At 55.8% G+C, this 18626-nt stretch carries 18 protein-coding genes; 4 read left to right on the top strand and 14 right to left on the bottom strand.

From position 1 onward, the window contains the following. Positions 1-96 precede the first annotated feature (96 nt). Positions 97-726 (bottom strand): RNA polymerase sigma factor, encoded by a 630-nt coding sequence (locus tag B3527_RS07065; RefSeq protein ID WP_290479212.1) that lies wholly within the window; start codon positions 724-726, stop codon positions 97-99. 211 nt (positions 727-937) lie between these two features. Between B3527_RS07065 and B3527_RS07060 the strand changes: the two genes are divergently transcribed. Together B3527_RS07060 and ppk2 are read left to right on the top strand one after the other, a co-directional pair. Then, a complete protein-coding gene (locus tag B3527_RS07060; protein WP_290479211.1) occupies positions 938-2212 on the top strand; it encodes an SAM-dependent methyltransferase in 1275 nt (424 codons plus the stop codon). After that, complete coding sequence (gene ppk2 / locus B3527_RS07055) at positions 2199-2981, top strand: polyphosphate kinase 2 (RefSeq protein ID WP_290479210.1); 783 nt, start codon at positions 2199-2201, stop codon at positions 2979-2981. Before B3527_RS07060 ends, ppk2 begins: the two co-directional genes overlap by 14 nt. On the opposite strand, the gene B3527_RS07050 is transcribed toward ppk2, so the two are convergent. Both B3527_RS07050 and B3527_RS07045 read right to left on the bottom strand, forming a co-directional pair. After that, positions 2982-3323 carry a hypothetical protein gene (locus B3527_RS07050; RefSeq protein ID WP_290479209.1) on the bottom strand — a complete coding sequence of 114 codons (342 nt, stop codon included), beginning with the start codon at positions 3321-3323 and terminating at the stop codon, positions 2982-2984. A 137-nt stretch (positions 3324-3460) separates the two neighbouring features. Further along, a complete protein-coding gene (locus B3527_RS07045; RefSeq protein WP_290479208.1) occupies positions 3461-4162 on the bottom strand; it encodes a hypothetical protein in 702 nt (233 codons plus the stop codon). A gap of 361 nt (positions 4163-4523) precedes the next feature. Between B3527_RS07045 and B3527_RS07040 the strand changes: the two genes are divergently transcribed. After that, positions 4524-5021, top strand: a complete 498-nt coding sequence (locus tag B3527_RS07040) for a trypsin-like peptidase domain-containing protein (protein WP_290479207.1) — start codon at positions 4524-4526, stop codon at positions 5019-5021. Between the two features lie 31 nt (positions 5022-5052). Here B3527_RS07040 and B3527_RS07035 read toward each other — a convergent pair. After that, positions 5053-6191, bottom strand: a protein-coding gene (locus B3527_RS07035) for an IS3 family transposase (protein ID WP_119375279.1) whose coding sequence is annotated in 2 segments (ribosomal slippage) — positions 5053-5933 and positions 5933-6191 — 1140 coding nt in all. Because the reading frame shifts where the segments join, the coding sequence is not laid out codon by codon here. Positions 6192-6405: 214 nt separating this feature from the next. On the opposite strand from B3527_RS07035, the gene B3527_RS07030 reads away from it, so the two are divergent. After that, complete coding sequence (locus B3527_RS07030) at positions 6406-7263, top strand: Rieske 2Fe-2S domain-containing protein (protein ID WP_290479206.1); 858 nt, start codon at positions 6406-6408, stop codon at positions 7261-7263. 129 nt (positions 7264-7392) lie between these two features. On the opposite strand, the gene B3527_RS07025 is transcribed toward B3527_RS07030, so the two are convergent. The 10 genes from B3527_RS07025 to B3527_RS06980 all read right to left on the bottom strand — a co-directional run bounded on the left by B3527_RS07025 (position 7393) and on the right by B3527_RS06980 (position 18521). Beyond that, the gene (locus B3527_RS07025; RefSeq protein WP_035550595.1) at positions 7393-7671 is read right to left on the bottom strand and encodes a TMEM165/GDT1 family protein; all 279 of its coding nucleotides are present in this window, start codon (positions 7669-7671) and stop codon (positions 7393-7395) included. Positions 7672-7771: 100 nt separating this feature from the next. Next, positions 7772-8236 carry a rhodanese-like domain-containing protein gene (locus B3527_RS07020; RefSeq protein WP_290479205.1) on the bottom strand — a complete coding sequence of 155 codons (465 nt, stop codon included), beginning with the start codon at positions 8234-8236 and terminating at the stop codon, positions 7772-7774. Positions 8237-8495: 259 nt separating this feature from the next. Then, positions 8496-10349 (bottom strand): helix-turn-helix domain-containing protein, encoded by a 1854-nt coding sequence (locus tag B3527_RS07015; RefSeq protein WP_290479204.1) that lies wholly within the window; start codon positions 10347-10349, stop codon positions 8496-8498. 188 nt (positions 10350-10537) lie between these two features. Continuing rightward, on the bottom strand, positions 10538-12040 hold the full coding sequence (locus B3527_RS07010; protein ID WP_290479203.1) for a multicopper oxidase family protein: 1503 nt from the start codon (positions 12038-12040) through the stop codon (positions 10538-10540). 230 nt (positions 12041-12270) lie between these two features. Then, entirely contained in the window at positions 12271-12963 is a 693-nt protein-coding gene (locus tag B3527_RS07005; protein WP_290479202.1) for a DUF6629 family protein, read from the bottom strand. A 32-nt stretch (positions 12964-12995) separates the two neighbouring features. Beyond that, positions 12996-14102: an ABC transporter permease gene (locus tag B3527_RS07000; protein ID WP_290479201.1), complete on the bottom strand. Its 1107-nt coding sequence runs from the start codon at positions 14100-14102 to the stop codon at positions 12996-12998. 4 nt (positions 14103-14106) lie between these two features. Then, a complete protein-coding gene (locus tag B3527_RS06995) occupies positions 14107-15249 on the bottom strand; it encodes an ABC transporter permease (protein ID WP_290479200.1) in 1143 nt (380 codons plus the stop codon). Then, positions 15246-16979, bottom strand: coding sequence for an ATP-binding cassette domain-containing protein (locus tag B3527_RS06990; protein ID WP_290479199.1), 1734 nt, complete (start codon positions 16977-16979; stop codon positions 15246-15248). Before B3527_RS06990 ends, B3527_RS06995 begins: the two co-directional genes overlap by 4 nt. Positions 16980-16981: 2 nt before the next feature. After that, entirely contained in the window at positions 16982-17983 is a 1002-nt protein-coding gene (locus B3527_RS06985) for an efflux RND transporter periplasmic adaptor subunit (RefSeq protein WP_290479198.1), read from the bottom strand. Positions 17984-18092: 109 nt separating this feature from the next. Continuing rightward, on the bottom strand, positions 18093-18521 hold the full coding sequence (locus B3527_RS06980; RefSeq protein WP_290480665.1) for a potassium channel family protein: 429 nt from the start codon (positions 18519-18521) through the stop codon (positions 18093-18095). Positions 18522-18626: the final 105 nt, after the last annotated feature.

The raw sequence follows: 18626 nt of genomic DNA, 5'->3' as shown, positions 1-18626 counted from the left end.
GGCTCGGCGAGCACAAGCAAAAACCGCCTATTGCGGACCTGAAAACAAAGACGCGCGAACCGGAGCGGCGTTACACCCCGCCGCCGCGATAACGTATCAAGGCGCAAGCTTGCCTTGAGGTATGGACAAGGCGGTCGCTTCAACGCGTTTTCGCAAGTCTTCGGCGCCCGGACAGGCGCATTGAAAATAGCCGTGTTCGATACAGGTCAGGCAGGTTTGTTCCAGGCGCTGGCGCATGGCCCGGCGTGCGCGGTAAAGTTTCACTCGAAGCGCATTCTCAGACAGGCCGAGATCATGAGCAATCACAGAGCGATCTTCACCGATAAGGTCAGCCCGCCAGATCAGATCCGCGTAGTCGGGATTCAGTGTCGGCAACATTTTGTAGAGGCATGCGCAAATAACAAAGTCGATCTCATCATCATCGAACAGGAGGGCAGCCTCTGCCGCATAGGTTTCCAACGCTTTGTCTGAGCGCGTCATTGCTCGAAAATGATCAGCGATTGTCGAGCGAAGAATCTGAGACAACCAGCCTCGAAGCCGGTCTTCATCTTTAAGATCATTAAACCGGGTCAGCGCCTTAACATAGAATTCTTGCAGCACATCCTTGGCATCCGCGTCGTTGCGCAATTTTCGCTTGAGAAACCGAAACATGTCCTGATGCGACTCGATGAGCGCAGCTTCAATGGCTCGTTTGCGCCGTTCTGAAGGGCTTGGGTCGGACGTCATATTCGTAAGCGGTTCCACGTATTTTGGGGCTTGAGGAGTGTGATACGCACGCCGCCGGAATCGCCCTCAAGCGCGAACGGATTTTCGGTCACTTTTAATATGGCGCTGGGCCCTGAGTGTAATGGTTCAGGGGCCGGGCCGTCTTATCCGTATCAGATCATATGGTGAGCACGCCGGAGTGCGTTGCTGCCAAGCCAGAAGGACGCCGCTGATGAGTCTATGGAGCACAATCGCCAAAAAACGGCTTGAAAAGTCTATTCGCAAGGGACGCCTGGAAGTCGTTTTTCCAAATGGCAAGACAGCTGTTTTTGGCCAGCACTGCGACCATCCGGTTCGTATCGCCGTGAAATCTGAGGCCTGGCTTCGCCGCATCGTGCTCGATCCTGAATTGCAGCTTGGCGAGGCCTATATGGAAGAAGGCCTCGTGCTGGAAACCGGCGATCTATATGATCTGCTGGATCTTCTCTGGACCAATATTCTGTCTAAGGGCAGCGCGCATGCGGCGCTCCCATCTTTCCTGCGAAAGACGTTTCGTGCGGTTGCGCAATTTAATCCGCAAGCGCGATCGGCTCGGAACGTGGCGCACCATTATGATATCGGCAACGATCTCTACCGCCTCTTTCTTGATGACGACATGCAGTATTCCTGCGCGTATTTCCCGAAGCCGCAGACATCGCTCGACGATGCCCAGCGGTTTAAGGAAGATCATATCGCGCGCAAGCTGTGCTTGAAGCCCGGGGATCAGGTGCTTGATATTGGGTGCGGATGGGGCGGGCTAGCGATGCATCTGGCGGAGCGCGAAGATGTTCGGGTCCACGGTGTGACATTATCCTGTGAGCAGCACTGTCTGGCTCAAGAGCGCGCTGAGACCGCCGGGCTCAGCGACCGTGTCGATTTTGAGATTCAAGATTATCGCAACCTTACCGGCGAGTATGACAAGATTGTCTCGGTTGGTATGTTTGAACATGTCGGTGTGCCGCATTACCGCGAATATTTCGACCAGATTGCGGCCCGTCTCGGCGAGAATGGAACGGCGCTCATTCACACGATTGGACGGTCGCCTGGACCAGGGGCGACCAATCCATGGATCGCCCGGCATATCTTTCCAGGGGGCTATATTCCAGCACTCTCGGAAATTGTCCCCGTCATTGAGAAAGCCGGGCTGGTGGTTCTGGATATTGAGATCCTGCGCTTGCACTATGCGGAAACGCTAAAAGCCTGGCGGCAGCGATTTCTGAACCGCGCGGATGATGCTGAAAAGTTATATGATGCGAGGTTTGTGCGGATGTGGGATTTTTATCTCGTCACAAGTGAGCTGTCTTTTCGCCACGGCTTTCACAATGTGTTCCAGCTTCAGCTCGGTAAACGCCAGGACGCAGTGCCGCTAACGCGAGACTATCTATATTCATCCGAACTGGCCCGCCCGGCCATAAGACAAGTTTCGCCGGCCAATGATGAAAGGGTTCGCGCGAATGCCAAAAGATGATCACGCTGACACGGGTCTTTCCAAGAAGGATTACAAACGCCGACTGCGCGCGCTTCAAATAGAACTGGTCAAGATCCAGCGCCGTGCGATCACGCATGGTCATCGGATTCTGGTGATTTTCGAGGGACGCGATGCTGCCGGCAAAGACGGCGTTATCAAGCGCATCGCGGACCATCTCAGCCCCAGAGAGACGCGCATTGTGGCGCTTGGCAAGCCATCCGACCGCGATACGAGAAGTTGGTACTTCCAACGCTACGCACCACATCTGCCAGCTGATGGTGAAATCGCGCTCTTCAATCGATCCTGGTACAATCGGGCTGGCGTTGAACCGGTTATGGGCTTTGCCAGCGATCAAGAAGTCGAGGCATTTTACGACAATGTTGGCGCATTTGAACAAATGCTGGTGCGCGATGGCACGCAGATCCTCAAATATTATCTCGACATCAGCCAGGAAGAACAGGAGCGGCGACTTGCGGCCCGAGATCAAGACCCTTTGAAGCAGTGGAAAAAAAGCCCGATTGACGCGGTCGCTCTGCAAAAATGGGACGACTATTCGGCCGCGCGCAACGCGATGCTCACCCGCACAGAGTACCCATTTGCGCCCTGGTATGCGGTTCATACCGACGACAAACGCATGGCCCGGCTGAACACGCTTGGCCACATGATCAGGACGATCGAGTGCCCGGACACCGACAAGTCGATCGCGACTGTTGATCCGGCGGTTATTATCGCGTCGCCGCGAGACCGCCTTGAGGCTTTGGCCGTTTGATCACGCGTGTACAAGCCACGCCCTTAGCAGAGCAAAAGTCAGAACAAGCAGAATGATCCAGCAACTCCCATAGATCGCTGTCAGCCAGAACCGGCCCGCAGATGATGCGTGATGTTTGGTCCGAGCGGTATGGATCAGCGCGATGAGATGAACGGTCAGTCCCAGAAGTGCAATCAGCGCCGCTGATGCTCTGAAATAGGGTGCGGTGATGGCGCCGACGCCAAGGCCAAGAAGGCCAATCCCAAGGGTCGATAGAATGCAGGTTGCACCGCTGAAATTGTTAGGTTTTCTGGTTCTGGCATGCTCGGCGGATTGTCGTTCGTGGCTCGGATTGTGATTCATCTGGTGCCTTCTTGCGGTTCTCGTCTTTGCGCGCCTTTTGATTTGGCGCTGATAGATGTGCTGGACGAATAGACGGGAAGGCGGGGTGGCCATTACACCCTATGCTGTGGACAAGAGCTGGGGAAGCGTCGCAGGGTTTAGGGCATCTCTGCATCAGCGAGGCGCGGACTGGGATAGAAATCGGCCAGCAGGAGCAGGCTTTTTTCAATCAAGGCGTCCGCTGTCTCGCTATAGAGTCGGATCTCGTCTCTATGAGTTTGAAACAGCATGTCGGCGGTCTGGTAGTGGCCGTAACCCATCAGATAAGTACGCTTGTCCCGACTGGAGCGCGTTTCGACAAACCCATTCATCGCTTTTTCGATTTGATCGGCGATGGCTCCGGCCATGGCCGACCGCGTCGCAGGAGACCCAGATTCATGGTGCGGCGTTTGGCGCAGGTCCTTGATCGCCGTTTCGATTTTGGCCTCCACGCCAGACTTTGTCAGAATGGCCATTCGCGCTTGGTAGACCAATTCATTGAGACGGGCGCGGTCGTCATCCGTTAAAAGGCTCGCAGACAGAGATGCGATCGGCATTTCGGCGTCAGTGAGCAGATTATCTGAAATGAGATCTTCACCGACTGAGTACGCCGCCAAAGCGGCGCGCAGCCGCGCTTCGACATCGATGCGCGCGAAGGACGCCTCGAGTGTTGAACTTTCTTCGGGCGATGAGACCGCAATCTGGGGCGTAGGTACGACTTGCTGATCAATTGCGAGTTTTACCCGGAAGGATATGGCAAGGACAGCCCCGACTAGGAACGCACCAATTAGCCAAGGCAAAGGTGGCGGGGACATTTTCATCAGCGTGGTCTCTCTTCAGTTTCGGCAGGCTTCGGTCTCTGCGCCGCAACGGTGAGCACGCCCATCCCGGCAAAGGCAGAAAGGCTCGACGCGATGATCACGCTTAGCGTGACCCATTGTTATAAGGCAGCGTAGTCGTCGATTGCGAGCGCCGCCAACGCAGCATGCTGCGCTGCTGTAGCGACGCGCCGGCATCAATTGTCGCAAATAATCTTGGCCAAACGTTTTCATGCTCACCGGTCGATTTACAGGTATGGCTCTGTACGTCTGGGGAAGTTCCATCCCTTAAAAATGCGGCCCTGAGATCTTAAAAATCGGAGTAAAGTCGTCTTCTGAAACGACTCTGCTTAGAGTTGGAAGAATGAGTGCAGCGCCTTTGGATAATGGGGATTTTCGAACGTATCTGCGTGGGTGCGTCGCCATTGAAGTATTGTTGCCGAACGGCGAAGTAGCCATGGGTACAGGGTTTCATGTTGGAGAGGGGGTCTTCCTGACTGCCCGTCACGTGCTTGAAGGCAATACAATCAATGCGATCCTGGCAAAAGCACCAGGCGTGCTAATGACGCCGGATGAAATTGCCGCCGGGCTAACGCTGATGGGAGAGCCCGTCTTTCATCCTGATCAGAATGTTGATGTCGCCGCCTTTCGGGTCAGCGATCTTGTCTCTGATACACCCGTACTACAGCTTGGTGGACATTATGATGACTGGATCATTGATGAACAGTGGTTGCTAAGTGAGGCTATTGTATTTGGATATCCGCCCATCCCATCCGCGAAGGATGCAATCCTCGTCGTCGACCGGGTCAGAGTGAACGCAGTCGTGGACATGCTCTGCCCCACAGGGGTGGTCCACCGGTAATGTTAGTCCGGCGGTTTCCACGTAGCGGCGTTCATGCCGCTACCTCGTCACAGTAAGGCGGTATGAACGCCGCGGGCAAGATGGTTTGTGGAGCGGGTGGCCGGTAGCCCAGAGAAGAGTGTGGGCGCGCGGTGTTGTAGTGCCGCCGCCAGGTTTCGATCAGGACTTTGGCCTCCCTGAGATCATAGAAGATCTCCCTCGCCAGCAACTCGTCCCTGAGCTTGGAGTTGAAGCTTTCGCAGTATCCGTTTTCCCATGGGCTTCCCGGTTCGATATAGAGCGTCTTCACGCCGATACGTGCCAGCCAGTCCCGTAGAGCTGTGGCGATGAACTCGGGGCCATTATCGGAGCGGATATGCTCCGGCGGGCCATGATGCACGAACAGCTCGCCCAGCGTGTCGAGCACATCACGCGAGTTGAGCTTGCGTTCGACGCGGATGGCGAGACATTCGCGGGTGAACTCATCTATGACGCACAGCATGCGGAACACCTTGCCGTCATGGGTGCGGTCCTGCACGAAGTCATATGACCAGACATGGCCCTTGTGCGCTGGCCGAAGTCTTACGCACGAACCGTCATTCAGCCAGAGGCGCCCACGTTTCGGTTGTTTCATTGGCACTTTCAGCCCCTCACGCCGCCAGATGCGATAGACGCGCTTCTCGTTCACATGCCAGCCATCCCGTCTCAGCAGGGCCGTGATCCGGCGGTAGCCATACCGGCCGAACCGTTCCGCCAGGGCGATGATGGCTGCTGTCAGCACATCCTCGTCCTGACGCGGCACGCGCGGCTTGCGCTGAGTGGAACGGTGCTGGCCGATCACACGGCAGGCCCGGCGCTCGGTTGCGCCGAGTGTCTCAACCACATGATCGACCGCTTCGCGTTTGCGTGAAGGGCTTAGAACTTTCCCTTGATGACTTCCTGAAGGATCTGGTTGTCGAGGGTCAGATCGGAGATCGCCCGGCGAAGCCGCGCATTCTCCTTCTCGATCTCCTTCATCCGCTTGGCCTGGCCAACCTGCAGCCCGCCATACTCCTTGCGCCACCGGTAGTAGGTCTGCTCCGTCACGCCGATCGAACGCACGGCCTGACCCGTCGTCTCACCGCGAGCAAGGCGCACCTCCACCTCCCGCAGCTTCGCAATAATCTCTTCAGGCGTAGATCTCTTGCCCATGTCTCAGCTCCATATCTGAAGCCGGAACTAACTCAAATAATGGACCACTTTTCAGGGAGCAGACCAGGTTCGCATGCCAGATATTTTCCGCGACAAATATCGGGTTGATCAACATGTAGAACGCCAGCTCTTAGCAGATGCTGATTTGCGCTCTAGACTCCTGTTTTAGTGACACTATCGATTGTCCGAACACCTATTCAGAAGGCCCGTTGCCATGCTCACAGAAACCGAAAAAGATCTATGTGCGTCTCGCCCGAACAGCGTGAGCTATGACCGTGTCCAAGACCTCCACTTTCTCGGAAACTATGTGCGCCGTCTGCCGGTGAATATGGCCCGAATGATGGAGAATGCGCATGATTGGGAGCATCTTCCTTATGTTCACGCCTCGTCATTCGCGTCGATCGATCTGATCAGCAAGGGCCCCTGGGGGTGGCGCGCAAAGATCGGACTTCCTGGCGGCGATGATTATCAGCTTTTGGACCTCATCGTTGATGAGACCAGACACTATTGGGTATCCACGGTGTTTTCCGGAATGGGAACAGGGACCGAAATCCATACGCAGGCGACAGAACTCTCTGGCGATGAGATAGAAGTCGATGTCCGGTTCTATTTACCCGAAGCGCCTGCGGACAACACCGTTGCCGACTTCGTTCTGAAGTATCTGACAGATCAGTATCGCGTTTTGTACGATGAAGACCTTGGCTTAATGTCGGGGCGACAATCTGCGTTGGATGATCGGATAGCGCGGCGCGATGAACCGCCAGGTCTAGCGTCGGTTTTGGTGGGGGATGTATCTGAGCTGGACCCGCTCGGAACTCATTTGGTTGAGACGCAAGCTGGTCGTTTCTGTGTGCGGCGATGGCGCGATGAGTGGATCGTTCATAGCGCCATCTGCCCTCACATGCTCGGCCCCCTAAATGAGGCCAAACTTGATGAACGCGGCAACATCACCTGCCCATGGCACGGTTACAGGTTTGATGTTGCCACGGGTCAAAACATCGACGGAAAGTGCAATGACCTAGCGCAAGCACCGCGACTGATAGAACGCAACGGCAAGCTCTATTTTGACTGAACCTCAGGGTGCGCATAAGCATTTGAAGTGAGTGCGAAATGGGAAGTCTCACATTTTCCGGATCGAGTACGAAACCATATGCTCGCGCTAAAATCCGTGGTGATCTTTGCTCGGTCAGCAATCGCGGTTTCATGCGCGCTGAAAGTGACCGAGGATCATCCAGGCGCCGATCGCGACAAATCCCAAGCCTGCAATCATCTTCAATGGCAGCATGCTTAGCCAGCGCTCTGCGGCGGCTCCTAACATGACGGCGATCGCCGTAGAAGCGGTCAATGCGGCAGTGGCGGCAAAGAACACAAACCATTTGTTCCGATCGCCGTCCGATGCAAATAGCAACGTCGCCAGCTGGGTCTTGTCTCCCAGCTCAGCCAAGAAAACGGTTACAAACACTGTGAAGAAAGCTGTCATTTTACGCTTGTTCCCTAATGGCGTGATTGATCGCGTCAGCTAGGGTGACGGGCATTTACAGCGATTTCTGCTTTTGCCAGAAGGTCGCAGCGACACACGATCATTCCTCGGTTTTGCCTTCAATGAGCTGCAGTACGCCCAGATCATTCTCCAGGGGCTGGCCGGCCTGCGCCCAGGTCTCAAACCCTTCATGAGCGACAACGCTTTGGTATCCTTGCGCATCGAGCGCTTTTTTGACGAGCGCTGCTCGACTTCCGGTCTTGCAGTAAACAATGATTTCGGTTTCCGCGTCGCGTACTTTTTCGGCGACTTCAAATTCGACCCGGCCGCGCGGAATCCAGATCGCATCCGGAATATGCCCAAGTTCGTATTCGTCTTCGGTTCGCACATCGATCAATATCAGGTCAGGATTTTCGGTCTTTCGCTCCTGAACGTACGTGTTCCCAACAAATTCGATCCCATCTTTCGCCGCTTCGACAACTGCGTCGCGGGTCATGGGTTCATCTGCATATGCGGCCCCTCCGAAAATCACGAGCGCGCAATAGATTAGTGAACTCCGCATCATTGATATCTCCACAATATGTTTTTCATCTGCCCAACTCACCCCGGCGCTCAAAGCGCCTGTTTGAGATATATCTCGGCATTAAGCTACTACGCGAAACGCAATCAGACCCCTGTAAATCATCTTCAATAGCGTTCCGATGCCGGCTCTATTCTCCAATGTCGGCCCTTAATACAACAATTGCTCTTGTCACAGAACTGATTGGGCGCGTGACCCATCTCAAAAGTTTTTCGCTACGCCTCTGAGCGACTCGTTCGATCCACTACACATCCGACGACGGCAGAGAATCCAGCTTTTGCTGCATCGTTTTGGCGGCTCGGGAGCATGTTGCCAACTGTTCGGTATAGCCCTCAGTTTCAAAGACCCGCGCTGCCTTTTGAAAATGGGCGATGGCGGTTTCGCAATCATGGCGAACGCTGGTTGTGCCATCGAGCTCTGAATGGGCGGCATAGATGGTCCCCAGATAGGTCTGGATCCTCGCCCACATCAGTGGATCACTGCCTTCGGAGAAGACTTTCAACGCTTCCTCATAGGAGCCGATGGCGCGCAATAGATACAGCTCCGTCAATTCGTTCTGCAGCGCCATGGCGTGAGCCTGTAATATCGTCGCCAATCCATATTGGGTGTGGCCGTACTGATAAGGAAAGAAAGACAGCGGATAGACTTCGATTGCGGCGCAATAGGCGGCGATTGCTTGTATGCGCATGAACGCCTTCTCATCAGCGTTCTCGTTGAGATCAGACAAGCTCGCCAAGACGTTGCCGGTATTGACGTGAGCCGCAGCCCAAATGTCGGGCTGATTGGCCTGTGCGCTAAGTGCTGTCGCACGCCTAAACGATTCGAGTGCGGCGTTGAGCGCCTCGAGATCGTTGTTTTCGGATTTTGCGAGATGCGCCGTTCCGAGATTGTTGCTGGCGTGACATGCGAGTTCAGGGAAATCCTGTTCAAGCCCTTTTTGCGCCAACACTTTTTCAAATAACGCAATGGCCTCGTCAAAATAGATGATCCCCGCCTCACCGCCGAGCTGTTTGCCCTTATCCATCAGGCAGTTGCCAAGGTTGATCTGTGTTGTCGTGGCAAAAAAGGCATCTTCGCCGTGAACAAGAACGGCTTTGGCCTCGCGGTTCAAACGGATCGCGCGGTCGATGAGGTCGCTGGCTTTATCCCGGCTTTCCTTGAGCGCTTGGTTTCGGGTGATAAGTGCCGCTTTGTATTTGAATTGCGCTGCAGATTGTTCGTTTCCTTGGTCAAGCCTGGCTTCTGTCGCCTTGTCGAGCAGGTCAGAGGCGACTTGGAAATGGCTGTCGAGGGATCGGCGGCCCGCCTCATAGATCCGGTTGGCCACGACATCCAGAGTCATGACCGATTCATCCACATCGAAGGCACAAAAGAAATCTGCTGCGCCCACATAGGCATCATATGCGCCCAGGCGATCACCACTGAGGAGTTTGACATCACCGCGCGCGATGCGAATGGCTGCGAGCTTGCGGATCTCGCTCAGCGTATGCTCAGTCTGGCGCAGTGCCTCGGCCTGTTCGAGATATCCATCAGCTGCTCCGAAGTCGCCTTGCTCCAGGGCGGCTGTGGCATTGTCTTTCAGCCTTGTTAGTTCGATTTCTGCACCTTCGAGCGTTTGGATGCGGTCTCGCAGTTCGCGCCAGTCTCTCGCCTTGGCTTTTAGAAATGAGTCGACCTCGCCGAAACTCGCATCTGGATTGTCATGTTCGAACTGATAGAGCAGGGCGTCGATCAAGTTGCTTGCATTTCGGTAGGCGTCTTCAAGGTCGGCATCCGGTTGAAAGTCACTTGCGCGCATGCACTGGGTGAGTTCCTCATCACTGATTTTGAGAGCCACAATCAATGGATCGATAGTCTTGGGATGTGGGTTCGCGACCGTGCCGCTCTCGAGCTCGCTGATGCGACGGACCTTGCTCGGCGATTGGTAAGCGTCTTCAGACAATTGCAATTGCGTCAGACCAAGGATCGTTCGTTTTTGCTTAATCAGCGCGCCCAGTGCGGCGCCAAAGCTTTGTTTCTTCATATGCGCATGTGCTCCGCATCTCTTCCGCAATTCATCCGCATATCTGGCACAACATATCACGCGACGTTGTGACATGGGCTGCCCATGAAGGGCGGCCCGATCAACGGAGCCTTCATGTCATGCAGACCCTATCCATACCGAAATTCACCCTATTGATAAGCATCGCCTTGCTCGCGGGATTAGATATCCAAACGATTTTGATCTTGCTGAGCGCGTTATACACTGTGATTGAAGAGCATTAATTGGTGAGGCCCAAAGCATCGTCAGGCTTCCACGGTGAATTGACCCATCATACCAGCATCCTCATGTTCGAGAATATGGCAGTGATACATGTAAGGCGTGTTTGGGTCGCTATAGTCGGAAAATGCGAGCAGAAGCCGAACCGTTTCGCCAAGTGAGACAAGAACGGTATCCTTCAACCCGCTTTCGGCCGCCGACGGCGGACGACCGTTTCGGTCAAGTATCCTGAATTGTACATCATGGATGTGGAATGGGTGTGCCATCATCGAGGTATTCTCGATGTGCCAGATTTCGCTGGTGTCCAGTTTTACCCGTTCATCAATCCGGGTCATATCCATTGTCTTGCCATTGATCGTAAAACCTCCTCCCATCATCCCCATCGGCATGTTCATGACAAATCTGCGCGTTCGAACGGCGGCGGCGGGATTGGGTCTAGGCAATTGTAGCAGTTTCCCCGGCACCGGCTCGGCTGATCGCCGCGTAGGCGCTGGCAGCAGCGATAGAACCGGAAACTCTGGACCCGACCCTCGCATTTGGCGATTGCCCATCCGGCTTCTCATCATGCGCCCGCCCATCATCGAATTCTGGACTGGGTGGGCGACAAGCTGAGCGGGCTGGCCGTTGCTAAGGTCAACGAGAATCTCTGCACGCTCACCAGGAGAGAGGATAATATCTGTCAGAGGCACCGGTGCCGCTAGCAGACCGCCATCGCTGGCAATTTGGCGCATGCTGCGACCATCATTGAATGAAAATCTGTAGATGCGGGCGTTCGATCCGTTCAGGAGGCGCAGCCGAAGCAGGTCGGTTGTATATTCAAACACAGGGTCGATCGCGCCATTCACGAGAAGCGTATCTCCGAGCATACCCATCATCAAAGTATGCATCGAGGTGCCATAAATAAGCTGACCATCACGCTGGAAGGCGCGATCTTGAACAATCAAGGGCAGGTCGGTTACGCCATACTCGCTTGGCAAATCCAGTGCGTCGCTTTCTTCGTCGCGAACATAGATCGGTCCGGCCAGCCCGCGATAGACTTGCGGGCCTGAGCGTTTATGCGCGTGCGAATGGTACCAGTAGAGTCCACCTCTCTGGCGAACGACGAACTGAGCTGACCAAGTTTCGCCTGGGGCAATTGCCTGATGCGGATTGCCGTCGAACCTCGCTGGCAGGTGAAAGCCATGCCAATGAAGTGTCGCCGTTTCATCGAGCGTGTTGTGGACATTTAGTTTGACCCTTTCACCCGACTGCATCTCAAGCAATGGGCCAAGATACGGTTGATTGATTCCGATTGTCTCGGTTTTCAAACCTTCCAAGAAATTCGAGGTGCCCGTCTGAAGCTGGAGATCATAAACTGTTTCAGCCCCCTTCCGCGTTCCTTTAAGTATTTCAGGCAGTTTGAAGGAGGATTGGACCGCTGATGCTGAGGGCCCCGCATGGCTTCTCAAGTTGGATAGCAGGGATAGGCCGCCGACGGTTGCAACCGCTGCACCACCGAGTCCCCAAAGTGTTTGTCGTCTTGTCGGCATGAGTATTGGTCCTCTCAGACAAGGAGCAAACTGATATACGGCGTCGGCCTTGTGGACGCGGTCGCAAGTTCTGGAGCGCTCCAAAAACCAGTTCTTTAGCTTCTGATTTGTATTACGCGACATCTCGCGCGCCCCCTCGGAAAACGATTTGTGATGCGTTTCCGTTTCGCGAGTGAACGCTTCAAAATCCCCGGCCGATATTGGAGGGACCAGCGGTTATCTCTAAGACCTCATACGGCCTCGAATGAACCTTCTAAGCGGCGTCGCGGCGCGCCATTGCCCTTGAACATCATCCAGACGAGATAGGACGACATCAAAGCACCGCCGAAACAAAAAACTGACACATAGGCATATGCAAAGAATGTATAGGTGGTGATGAGCACACCGAGCGCCAGCAGGCCAAAGATGCGTACACCGCGCACGGATGATAGCAACAGCGGCAAGATCACGACCGATATATAGATTGCATAAGTGACTTCTCGGCGGCCAACAAAGTCCAGCAGCTCAGTACCTTCATAGATGATCACGTGCGAGAGGAAGCGCGTGTTGAGCCAATCCGCATGCGCGAAGTAAGGCACATATTGCAAGGCGCCGAGCATCGCGCCGACAATGACGAATATGAGGAAGTAGGGCTTTCGCTTCGCCGGCTCCAAGGCGAAAGTCGAGACCGGGATCCAGACAGGCCATGCGAGCCAGGAAAAGAACATATAAATGAGTGAAGCGGTGGCAATGAGCTCAGTATTCTGGCCGGCGCCGGCCACCCAGACAACGCCTTCAGCAAGCTGTTGCAGTCCGAACAGGAGTGGCAGGGTTGCCAGTGGCAAATAGCGCCGGTCGCCCCGCCAGGCCTGGCGCATGCTAAGCGCGCCTGCCGGGATAAGCCCTGCGGCGGCGATGAAACTGACTTCTGCTGACAGACACATATTGCTGCCCCTCCGGATTGTTTATTTGTGGTTCAGGACACGCGCCTGCGAAACAGCCAGGCGCCTGCGGTAAGGGTCACGACAGCGATAACCGCCATGGGCCAGGTATGGTGGAAGAAGAGTTCAGCTGGCGCGTCCTTCATATAGACGGCCTTGCTGATCACGATGAAATGCATGATCGGATTGGACTCGTTCAAAGCTTGGAGCCAATCGGGCATATTGGCGACCGGGGTTGCATACCCTGAGAGCAGGACAGCTGGCATCATGTAGATGAAAAGACCGATGATCGCCTGTTGCTGTGTCGCTGCGAGCGAAGAGATAAACAGACCAATCCCGATGATCGCGGCGAGATAGATGATCATACTGGCATAAAGCAGAAGCAGAGACCCGCGCAGGGGAACATCCAGAACCAGCCAGCCAAGGATCAGCATTGCTGTCGCGCTTGCCAAAGCGATCATCAGAGCCGGCACCGCCTTGCCGATCAGAATCTCTGTTGGCCTGAGCGGCGACACAAGCAGTTGCTCGAATGTGCCAAGTTCGCGCTCGCGTGCGATGGACAGGGCCGAGACCATGAACCCGACAATCGCGGTCAGGACGGCAAACAGCGCTGGTACGGCTGACCAAAGCGGATCGAGATTTGGATTGTACCAAACACGGGTCACGACCTTGGTGAGGGTCGGTACACCGAGCGCGGTCGCTTGATCTTCGTTGAAATCCTGGACGATCCGCCCTGAATAACCTGCAAGGATTTGGGCGGCGTTGGAGGCGCGGCCATCCAGAATGAGCTGTACGTTCGCTGGTTCACCGCGCTCCAATTGCCGGGAAAAGTCCGGACCGATCCTCAAGACCAAATCGACCGAACGAGAATCAATTGCCGCGGCGATATCGGCGTCGCGACGCAGATAGAGAATTTCTTCAAAAGTCGGTGATCCCTCGAATCTGCTGATCAGTTCTCGCGCCTCGACGCCGCGATCCTGGGTGTACACGCCGAGCGTGACGCTGGAGATTTCCTGGGTGATGGCGAAGGCGTAAATCACCAGAAGGAAAGGCGGCGAAAACAGCACGACCCAGCGGGTTTGCGGGTCGCGGGCGCTGGCGAGAAGCTCCTTGACAATGAGAGACCAGATGCGTTGAAACATGACGCTATTCCAGACGCGTGCGCGTGGTCAGCGCCGTGAGAGCGAAGATGATGAGCGCAAACACGCCGAGCCCAATCAGATCCGGAACGATAACACTCCAGACGTCGCCTGCGAGAAATTCAGTTTGCAAGGTCGAGACATAGTATCGGGCGGGGACGCCATAGCTGATCAGGCGCAATGCGAGCGGCATACTGTCAATTTCGAATACGAAGTTCGAAAAATAGAAAGCCGGTAGGAAGGCGGTTAAAACTGAGGTTTGCGCGGCGACCAGTTGGTTGCGGGTCAAGGTAGAGATCAGAAGGCCCTGACCGAGCGAGCACAGCATGAAGAGCGATGAGGACAGAATGAGCACGGCGAGCGAACCCCGAAACGGCACGCCAAACAAAAGCACGGCTGTGATGACCGCGAGCGCCATGGAGCCCAGCCCGAGCAGGAAGTAGGGCACCAGTTTGCCAATCAGCAGCTCCAAGATACCAACCGGCGTCGCGAGCAATGCCTCCATCGTGCCACGCTCCCATTCGCGTGCGACGACCAGGGCGGTGAGGAGCGCGCCAATCGTTGTCAGAATGATCGCAATCGATCCTGGCACGAGATAGTTTCGGCTCGAAATCTCCGGATTGAACCAGACTTGTGGTTCGAGCTGCACACTTGGCGCCAGGGCCGGTCGTCCACGGCTGATCCATTCCTGTTCCAGCCAGTTGGCCCATAGGAGCTCGACATAACCACTGACCAGATATGCCGTGTTCGGATCACCGCCGTCCACGATAACCTGAATAGGCGCGCCTTCGGCCCGAAACGCCTTCTCCGCGAAATCAGCTTGCAGCACGATTAACCCATCCAATTCGCCAAGTGTCAGCGCGCGCTCGAACAGGCGACGATCCGGGCCCGTTTCGACCTCGAACAGGGTTGAGTTTTCAAGCGAGGCTTGGAAGCTCGCACTCTCCGATGACTGCTGCTCAACCACCAATGCGACATCAAGTTGGCGTGGATCAAAGGTTACGCCATAGCCGAACAGGAAGAGAAGCAAGAGCGGCATCACGCCCGCGATCAAGACGGAACTCGGGTCGCGAAGAACCTGGCGCGACTCCTTTACGATCAGACCGGTCAGACGTCGCCACCGCAGCGCAAGGGGTTCGCGGTCCTTCATGCCGCCTCGCGCTCTCGATCACTCTGCTCAACCAGCGCAATGAACGCGTCCTCAAGCGTTGGGTCCATCATGCCGCTTGCGCGGGCGCGGTCTTTCAACTCATCAGGTGAGCCACTGGCGATCATCTTGCTGCGATAAATAAGCGCCATCCGATCGCAATATTCCGCCTCATCCAGGAAGTGCGTTGTCACCATGATCGTGACGCCATTGGCGACCATCGCATTGATATGGGTCCAGAACTCTCGCCGGGTGCGTGGATCAACACCGGATGTCGGCTCATCAAGGAAAAGGACATCCGGTTCGTGCATAACCGCGCAGGCGAGCGCCAAGCGTTGCTTATAGCCAAGCGGCAGCCCCATGGCGTTGACATCCAGCCTGTCAGCAAAACCGAACGTCTCAATCATTTGAGAGATGGCGTCTTTGCGGGATTTGCCTGTCAGGCCATAAACACCAGCGAAAAAATCGAGGTTCTGCTGAACGCTAAGATCGCCATAGAGCGAGAATTTTTGAGCCATATAGCCGATCCGGCCGCGCGCCTTGCTTGGGGCGTTTTGCAAATCAAGGCCAACCACACGGGCCGAGCCCTCGCTCGGCTGGAGCAAACCGCACAGCATTTTGAACGTGGTCGACTTGCCAGCGCCATTGGGTCCAATCAGGCCAAAGATTTCACCGCGCCCCACTTCGAAGCTGATATTATCAGCAGCTGTGAAATCCCCGAACCGCCGCGTTAGCGCGCGCGCCTCTACCACCTGATTCATAGTATGTGCGGCGCTATCCTCTCGATTGGCAAAAGGTGACGTCGCGCGAAATCCACCGCCGATCAGATCCATGAAGGCATCTTCAAACCGCGGCGGGGTTTGCGAGATTTCAGCTGCTACGCCAGCATTCAGCGGCGTGAGACTTGGCGGATCGGCCCCTTCGGCCATGACCAGACGCACGCGGCTTCCCTGGATAACGCCGTCAATCACGGTTGCCAGCTTTGTTGCTTCGCTTAGGACTTCGCGGCGATCGGTGTCGATATGCCGGATCTGGTAGGTGCGACCGGCGACCCCGTCTGTGAGGTCTTGCGGCGAGCCTGCATAAAGCAAGGCGCCTTCATTCAGGAGCAGAACGCGGGCGCATTGTTCAGCTTCATCCAAATAGGCCGTGCTCCAGACGACGCCAATCCCCTGATCGACCAGTTCATAGACCATGCGCCAAAGCTCTCGCCGGGAGATCGGATCGACGCCAACGCTTGGTTCGTCAAGCAACAGCAAGTCGGGTTTCTTGATGAGGGCGCAGGCAAGGCCAAGCTTTTGCTTCATGCCGCCGGAAAGCGCTCCAGCCAGCCGGTTTGTAAACGGTGCGAGGCCTGTAAATCCCAAAAGCCGCTCAAAGGCCTCTTCGCGGTCTGACCCGAGAACTGACCGCAGATCAGCATACAGCGTCAGGTTTTCCTGGACGCTCAGATCTTCGTAGAGCCCAAACCGCTGGGGCATATAGGACACAATCCGGTGAACCGCTCCGTTATCCGTGACGGGATCCAGACCGTTGACAGTGATCTTACCGGTTGAGGGAACCAGTAAGCCTGCGATCAGACGCAGCAATGTGGTTTTTCCAGCCCCATCGGGACCAACCAGACCAGTGACTTCCCCTGCATTGACATGGGCCGTAACAGAATCGAGCGCCGCAAGGGCACCCTTATCAAAGCGCTTGCTGAGTTGATCTATCTGGATCAGCGGGCCCGGCACGCTCAAACATCCCGGTCGGGGCTGAGCATGACTGTAACCGGCATGCCTTGTTTCAGGCGGTGTTCTGGATCTTGAACGATGATGCGCACGCGGTAGACAAGGCTGGTTCGCAATGACCGGGTTTCGACCGTCTTTGGCGTGAACTCGGCGACCGGCGAAATGAACCCGATTTGCCCTGTGTAGACGCGTCCGGAGTCGGTGCGCACCTCGGCGTCCATACCGGCCTGGATCAAATCAAGATCTGGCTCTTCAATATAGGCGCGCACCCAGACCGGCGACGTCAAGGTTAAGGTATAAATGGTTTCCCCTGCGCCGATGATTGCGCCCGGCTCGCGAACACGTGTCAGAATGATGCCTTCATTTGGGGCGGTCAGCATCGTATCGGCGACGCGTTGCTCAGCCAGGGCGAGAGCGGCTTGCTCGGCGGCTAGCATTGAACGCGCCTGATCGATATCCTCAGAGCGCGGTCCGATGCGCGCCAGCTCCAAGCCTTTTGCGGCGGCGTCACGCTGCGCAATGGCCGCGCCATGCCGCGCTTCGGCTTCCTCATGGGCCTGGTGTGAGGCGATATCTCGCTCGGCAAGAAACTCCTGCCGCGACAGGGTGGTTTCAGCGACGGTCAGAGCCGCTTCTGCTTCGGCGAGCTGCGCTTCAGCTTGCGCGATTTCCTGGGGTCGGGAGCCGGCGAGCAAAACGTTGAGCGCAGCTTGAGACCGCGCAACCCGCGCTTGCGCGAGTTTCACCTCATTTTCATAGTCAATCGGCTCGAGTTTTGCGACAACTGCACCCGCAGCGACCTCGTCGCCCTCATCGACCATCATTTCGGCGAGGCGCCCGGGAACTTTGAAACCCAGATTGACCTGGCGCACATCGACATTTCCGAACACTTCGATATGGCCGAGTTCTTCATGGGGGTTGCGTAGCTGTGTCCAGCCGACAATCGCGGCAGCGAGGAAGACGATGGCGATGCCGATCAGACCATAGCGTTTTACCAGATTGGTCATTTGTGCCCCCATTCCTCAATAATACGCGTGGCCGAGTTCCTTCCCTGATAGGCGCAGGCGCGCGCCAAACATTTCAGGTGTAACTGTATTGATGCGCGAGAGGAGACTCTCATGAGCTGCTCTTCTCGCTCTGCTCCGTCATGAACAGAAACAGCATCGCCGCCGAGCAACTGATGAGCAGAAAACCATTCAGCGCCTCGACACCGGCGACGAAGCGCAAATGACCGGTTGGAACAATGTCGCCAAGACCGAGTGAGGTGTAACTGACGAGCGAAAAGTAAAAGACGTCCATGGCTGTCGTCGGCGTATCACCGCTTAGATCTCCTATCTCTAGAGCGCGGCCCAGGCCGTAAGCGAGGGCGTAAAGACTGGCCGCCGCGAGATGCGCAATCCCCGAGACGCAAAGCGCAGTGACCAGTTTGCGGCCACGATGATAGCTCGCAGCTCCGAGGTGGCGGAATGCGCCTGAGACAATCGCATAATGAAGCGCGCCGGATAACACGAAGGTGACTGCGGAGATGACAATCGCCAGGATCATGGCAAGAACCTCGCGGTGTGCCGGGGCCGCGAAAGCATTGTCATACGCCCCGCGATAGGATGCGCCATCGCATTTAAACCAATAAGGATCCAAGTCCTGCTCACC

The sequence above is a fragment of the Hyphomonas sp. UBA4505 genome, assembly GCF_002388685.1.
Classification (GTDB): Bacteria; Pseudomonadota; Alphaproteobacteria; order Caulobacterales; family Hyphomonadaceae; genus Hyphomonas.
The sequence above is the reverse complement of the archived record's forward strand: the minus strand, read 5'-3'. Positions and strand labels throughout refer to the sequence as shown.

Coding starts and splice junctions, on each gene's coding strand:
- B3527_RS07065 (WP_290479212.1), bottom strand. CDS start 726: ATGACGTCCGACCCAAGCCCTTCAGAACGGCGCAAACGAGCCATTGAA.
- B3527_RS07060 (WP_290479211.1), top strand. CDS start 938: ATGAGTCTATGGAGCACAATCGCCAAAAAACGGCTTGAAAAGTCTATT.
- ppk2 (WP_290479210.1), top strand. CDS start 2,199: ATGCCAAAAGATGATCACGCTGACACGGGTCTTTCCAAGAAGGATTAC.
- B3527_RS07050 (WP_290479209.1), bottom strand. CDS start 3,323: ATGAATCACAATCCGAGCCACGAACGACAATCCGCCGAGCATGCCAGA.
- B3527_RS07045 (WP_290479208.1), bottom strand. CDS start 4,162: ATGAAAATGTCCCCGCCACCTTTGCCTTGGCTAATTGGTGCGTTCCTA.
- B3527_RS07040 (WP_290479207.1), top strand. CDS start 4,524: ATGAGTGCAGCGCCTTTGGATAATGGGGATTTTCGAACGTATCTGCGT.
- B3527_RS07030 (WP_290479206.1), top strand. CDS start 6,406: ATGCTCACAGAAACCGAAAAAGATCTATGTGCGTCTCGCCCGAACAGC.
- B3527_RS07025 (WP_035550595.1), bottom strand. CDS start 7,671: ATGACAGCTTTCTTCACAGTGTTTGTAACCGTTTTCTTGGCTGAGCTG.
- B3527_RS07020 (WP_290479205.1), bottom strand. CDS start 8,236: ATGATGCGGAGTTCACTAATCTATTGCGCGCTCGTGATTTTCGGAGGG.
- B3527_RS07015 (WP_290479204.1), bottom strand. CDS start 10,349: ATGTCACAACGTCGCGTGATATGTTGTGCCAGATATGCGGATGAATTG.
- B3527_RS07010 (WP_290479203.1), bottom strand. CDS start 12,040: ATGCCGACAAGACGACAAACACTTTGGGGACTCGGTGGTGCAGCGGTT.
- B3527_RS07005 (WP_290479202.1), bottom strand. CDS start 12,963: ATGTGTCTGTCAGCAGAAGTCAGTTTCATCGCCGCCGCAGGGCTTATC.
- B3527_RS07000 (WP_290479201.1), bottom strand. CDS start 14,102: ATGTTTCAACGCATCTGGTCTCTCATTGTCAAGGAGCTTCTCGCCAGC.
- B3527_RS06995 (WP_290479200.1), bottom strand. CDS start 15,249: ATGAAGGACCGCGAACCCCTTGCGCTGCGGTGGCGACGTCTGACCGGT.
- B3527_RS06985 (WP_290479198.1), bottom strand. CDS start 17,983: ATGACCAATCTGGTAAAACGCTATGGTCTGATCGGCATCGCCATCGTC.
- B3527_RS06980 (WP_290480665.1), bottom strand. CDS start 18,521: ATGATCCTGGCGATTGTCATCTCCGCAGTCACCTTCGTGTTATCCGGC.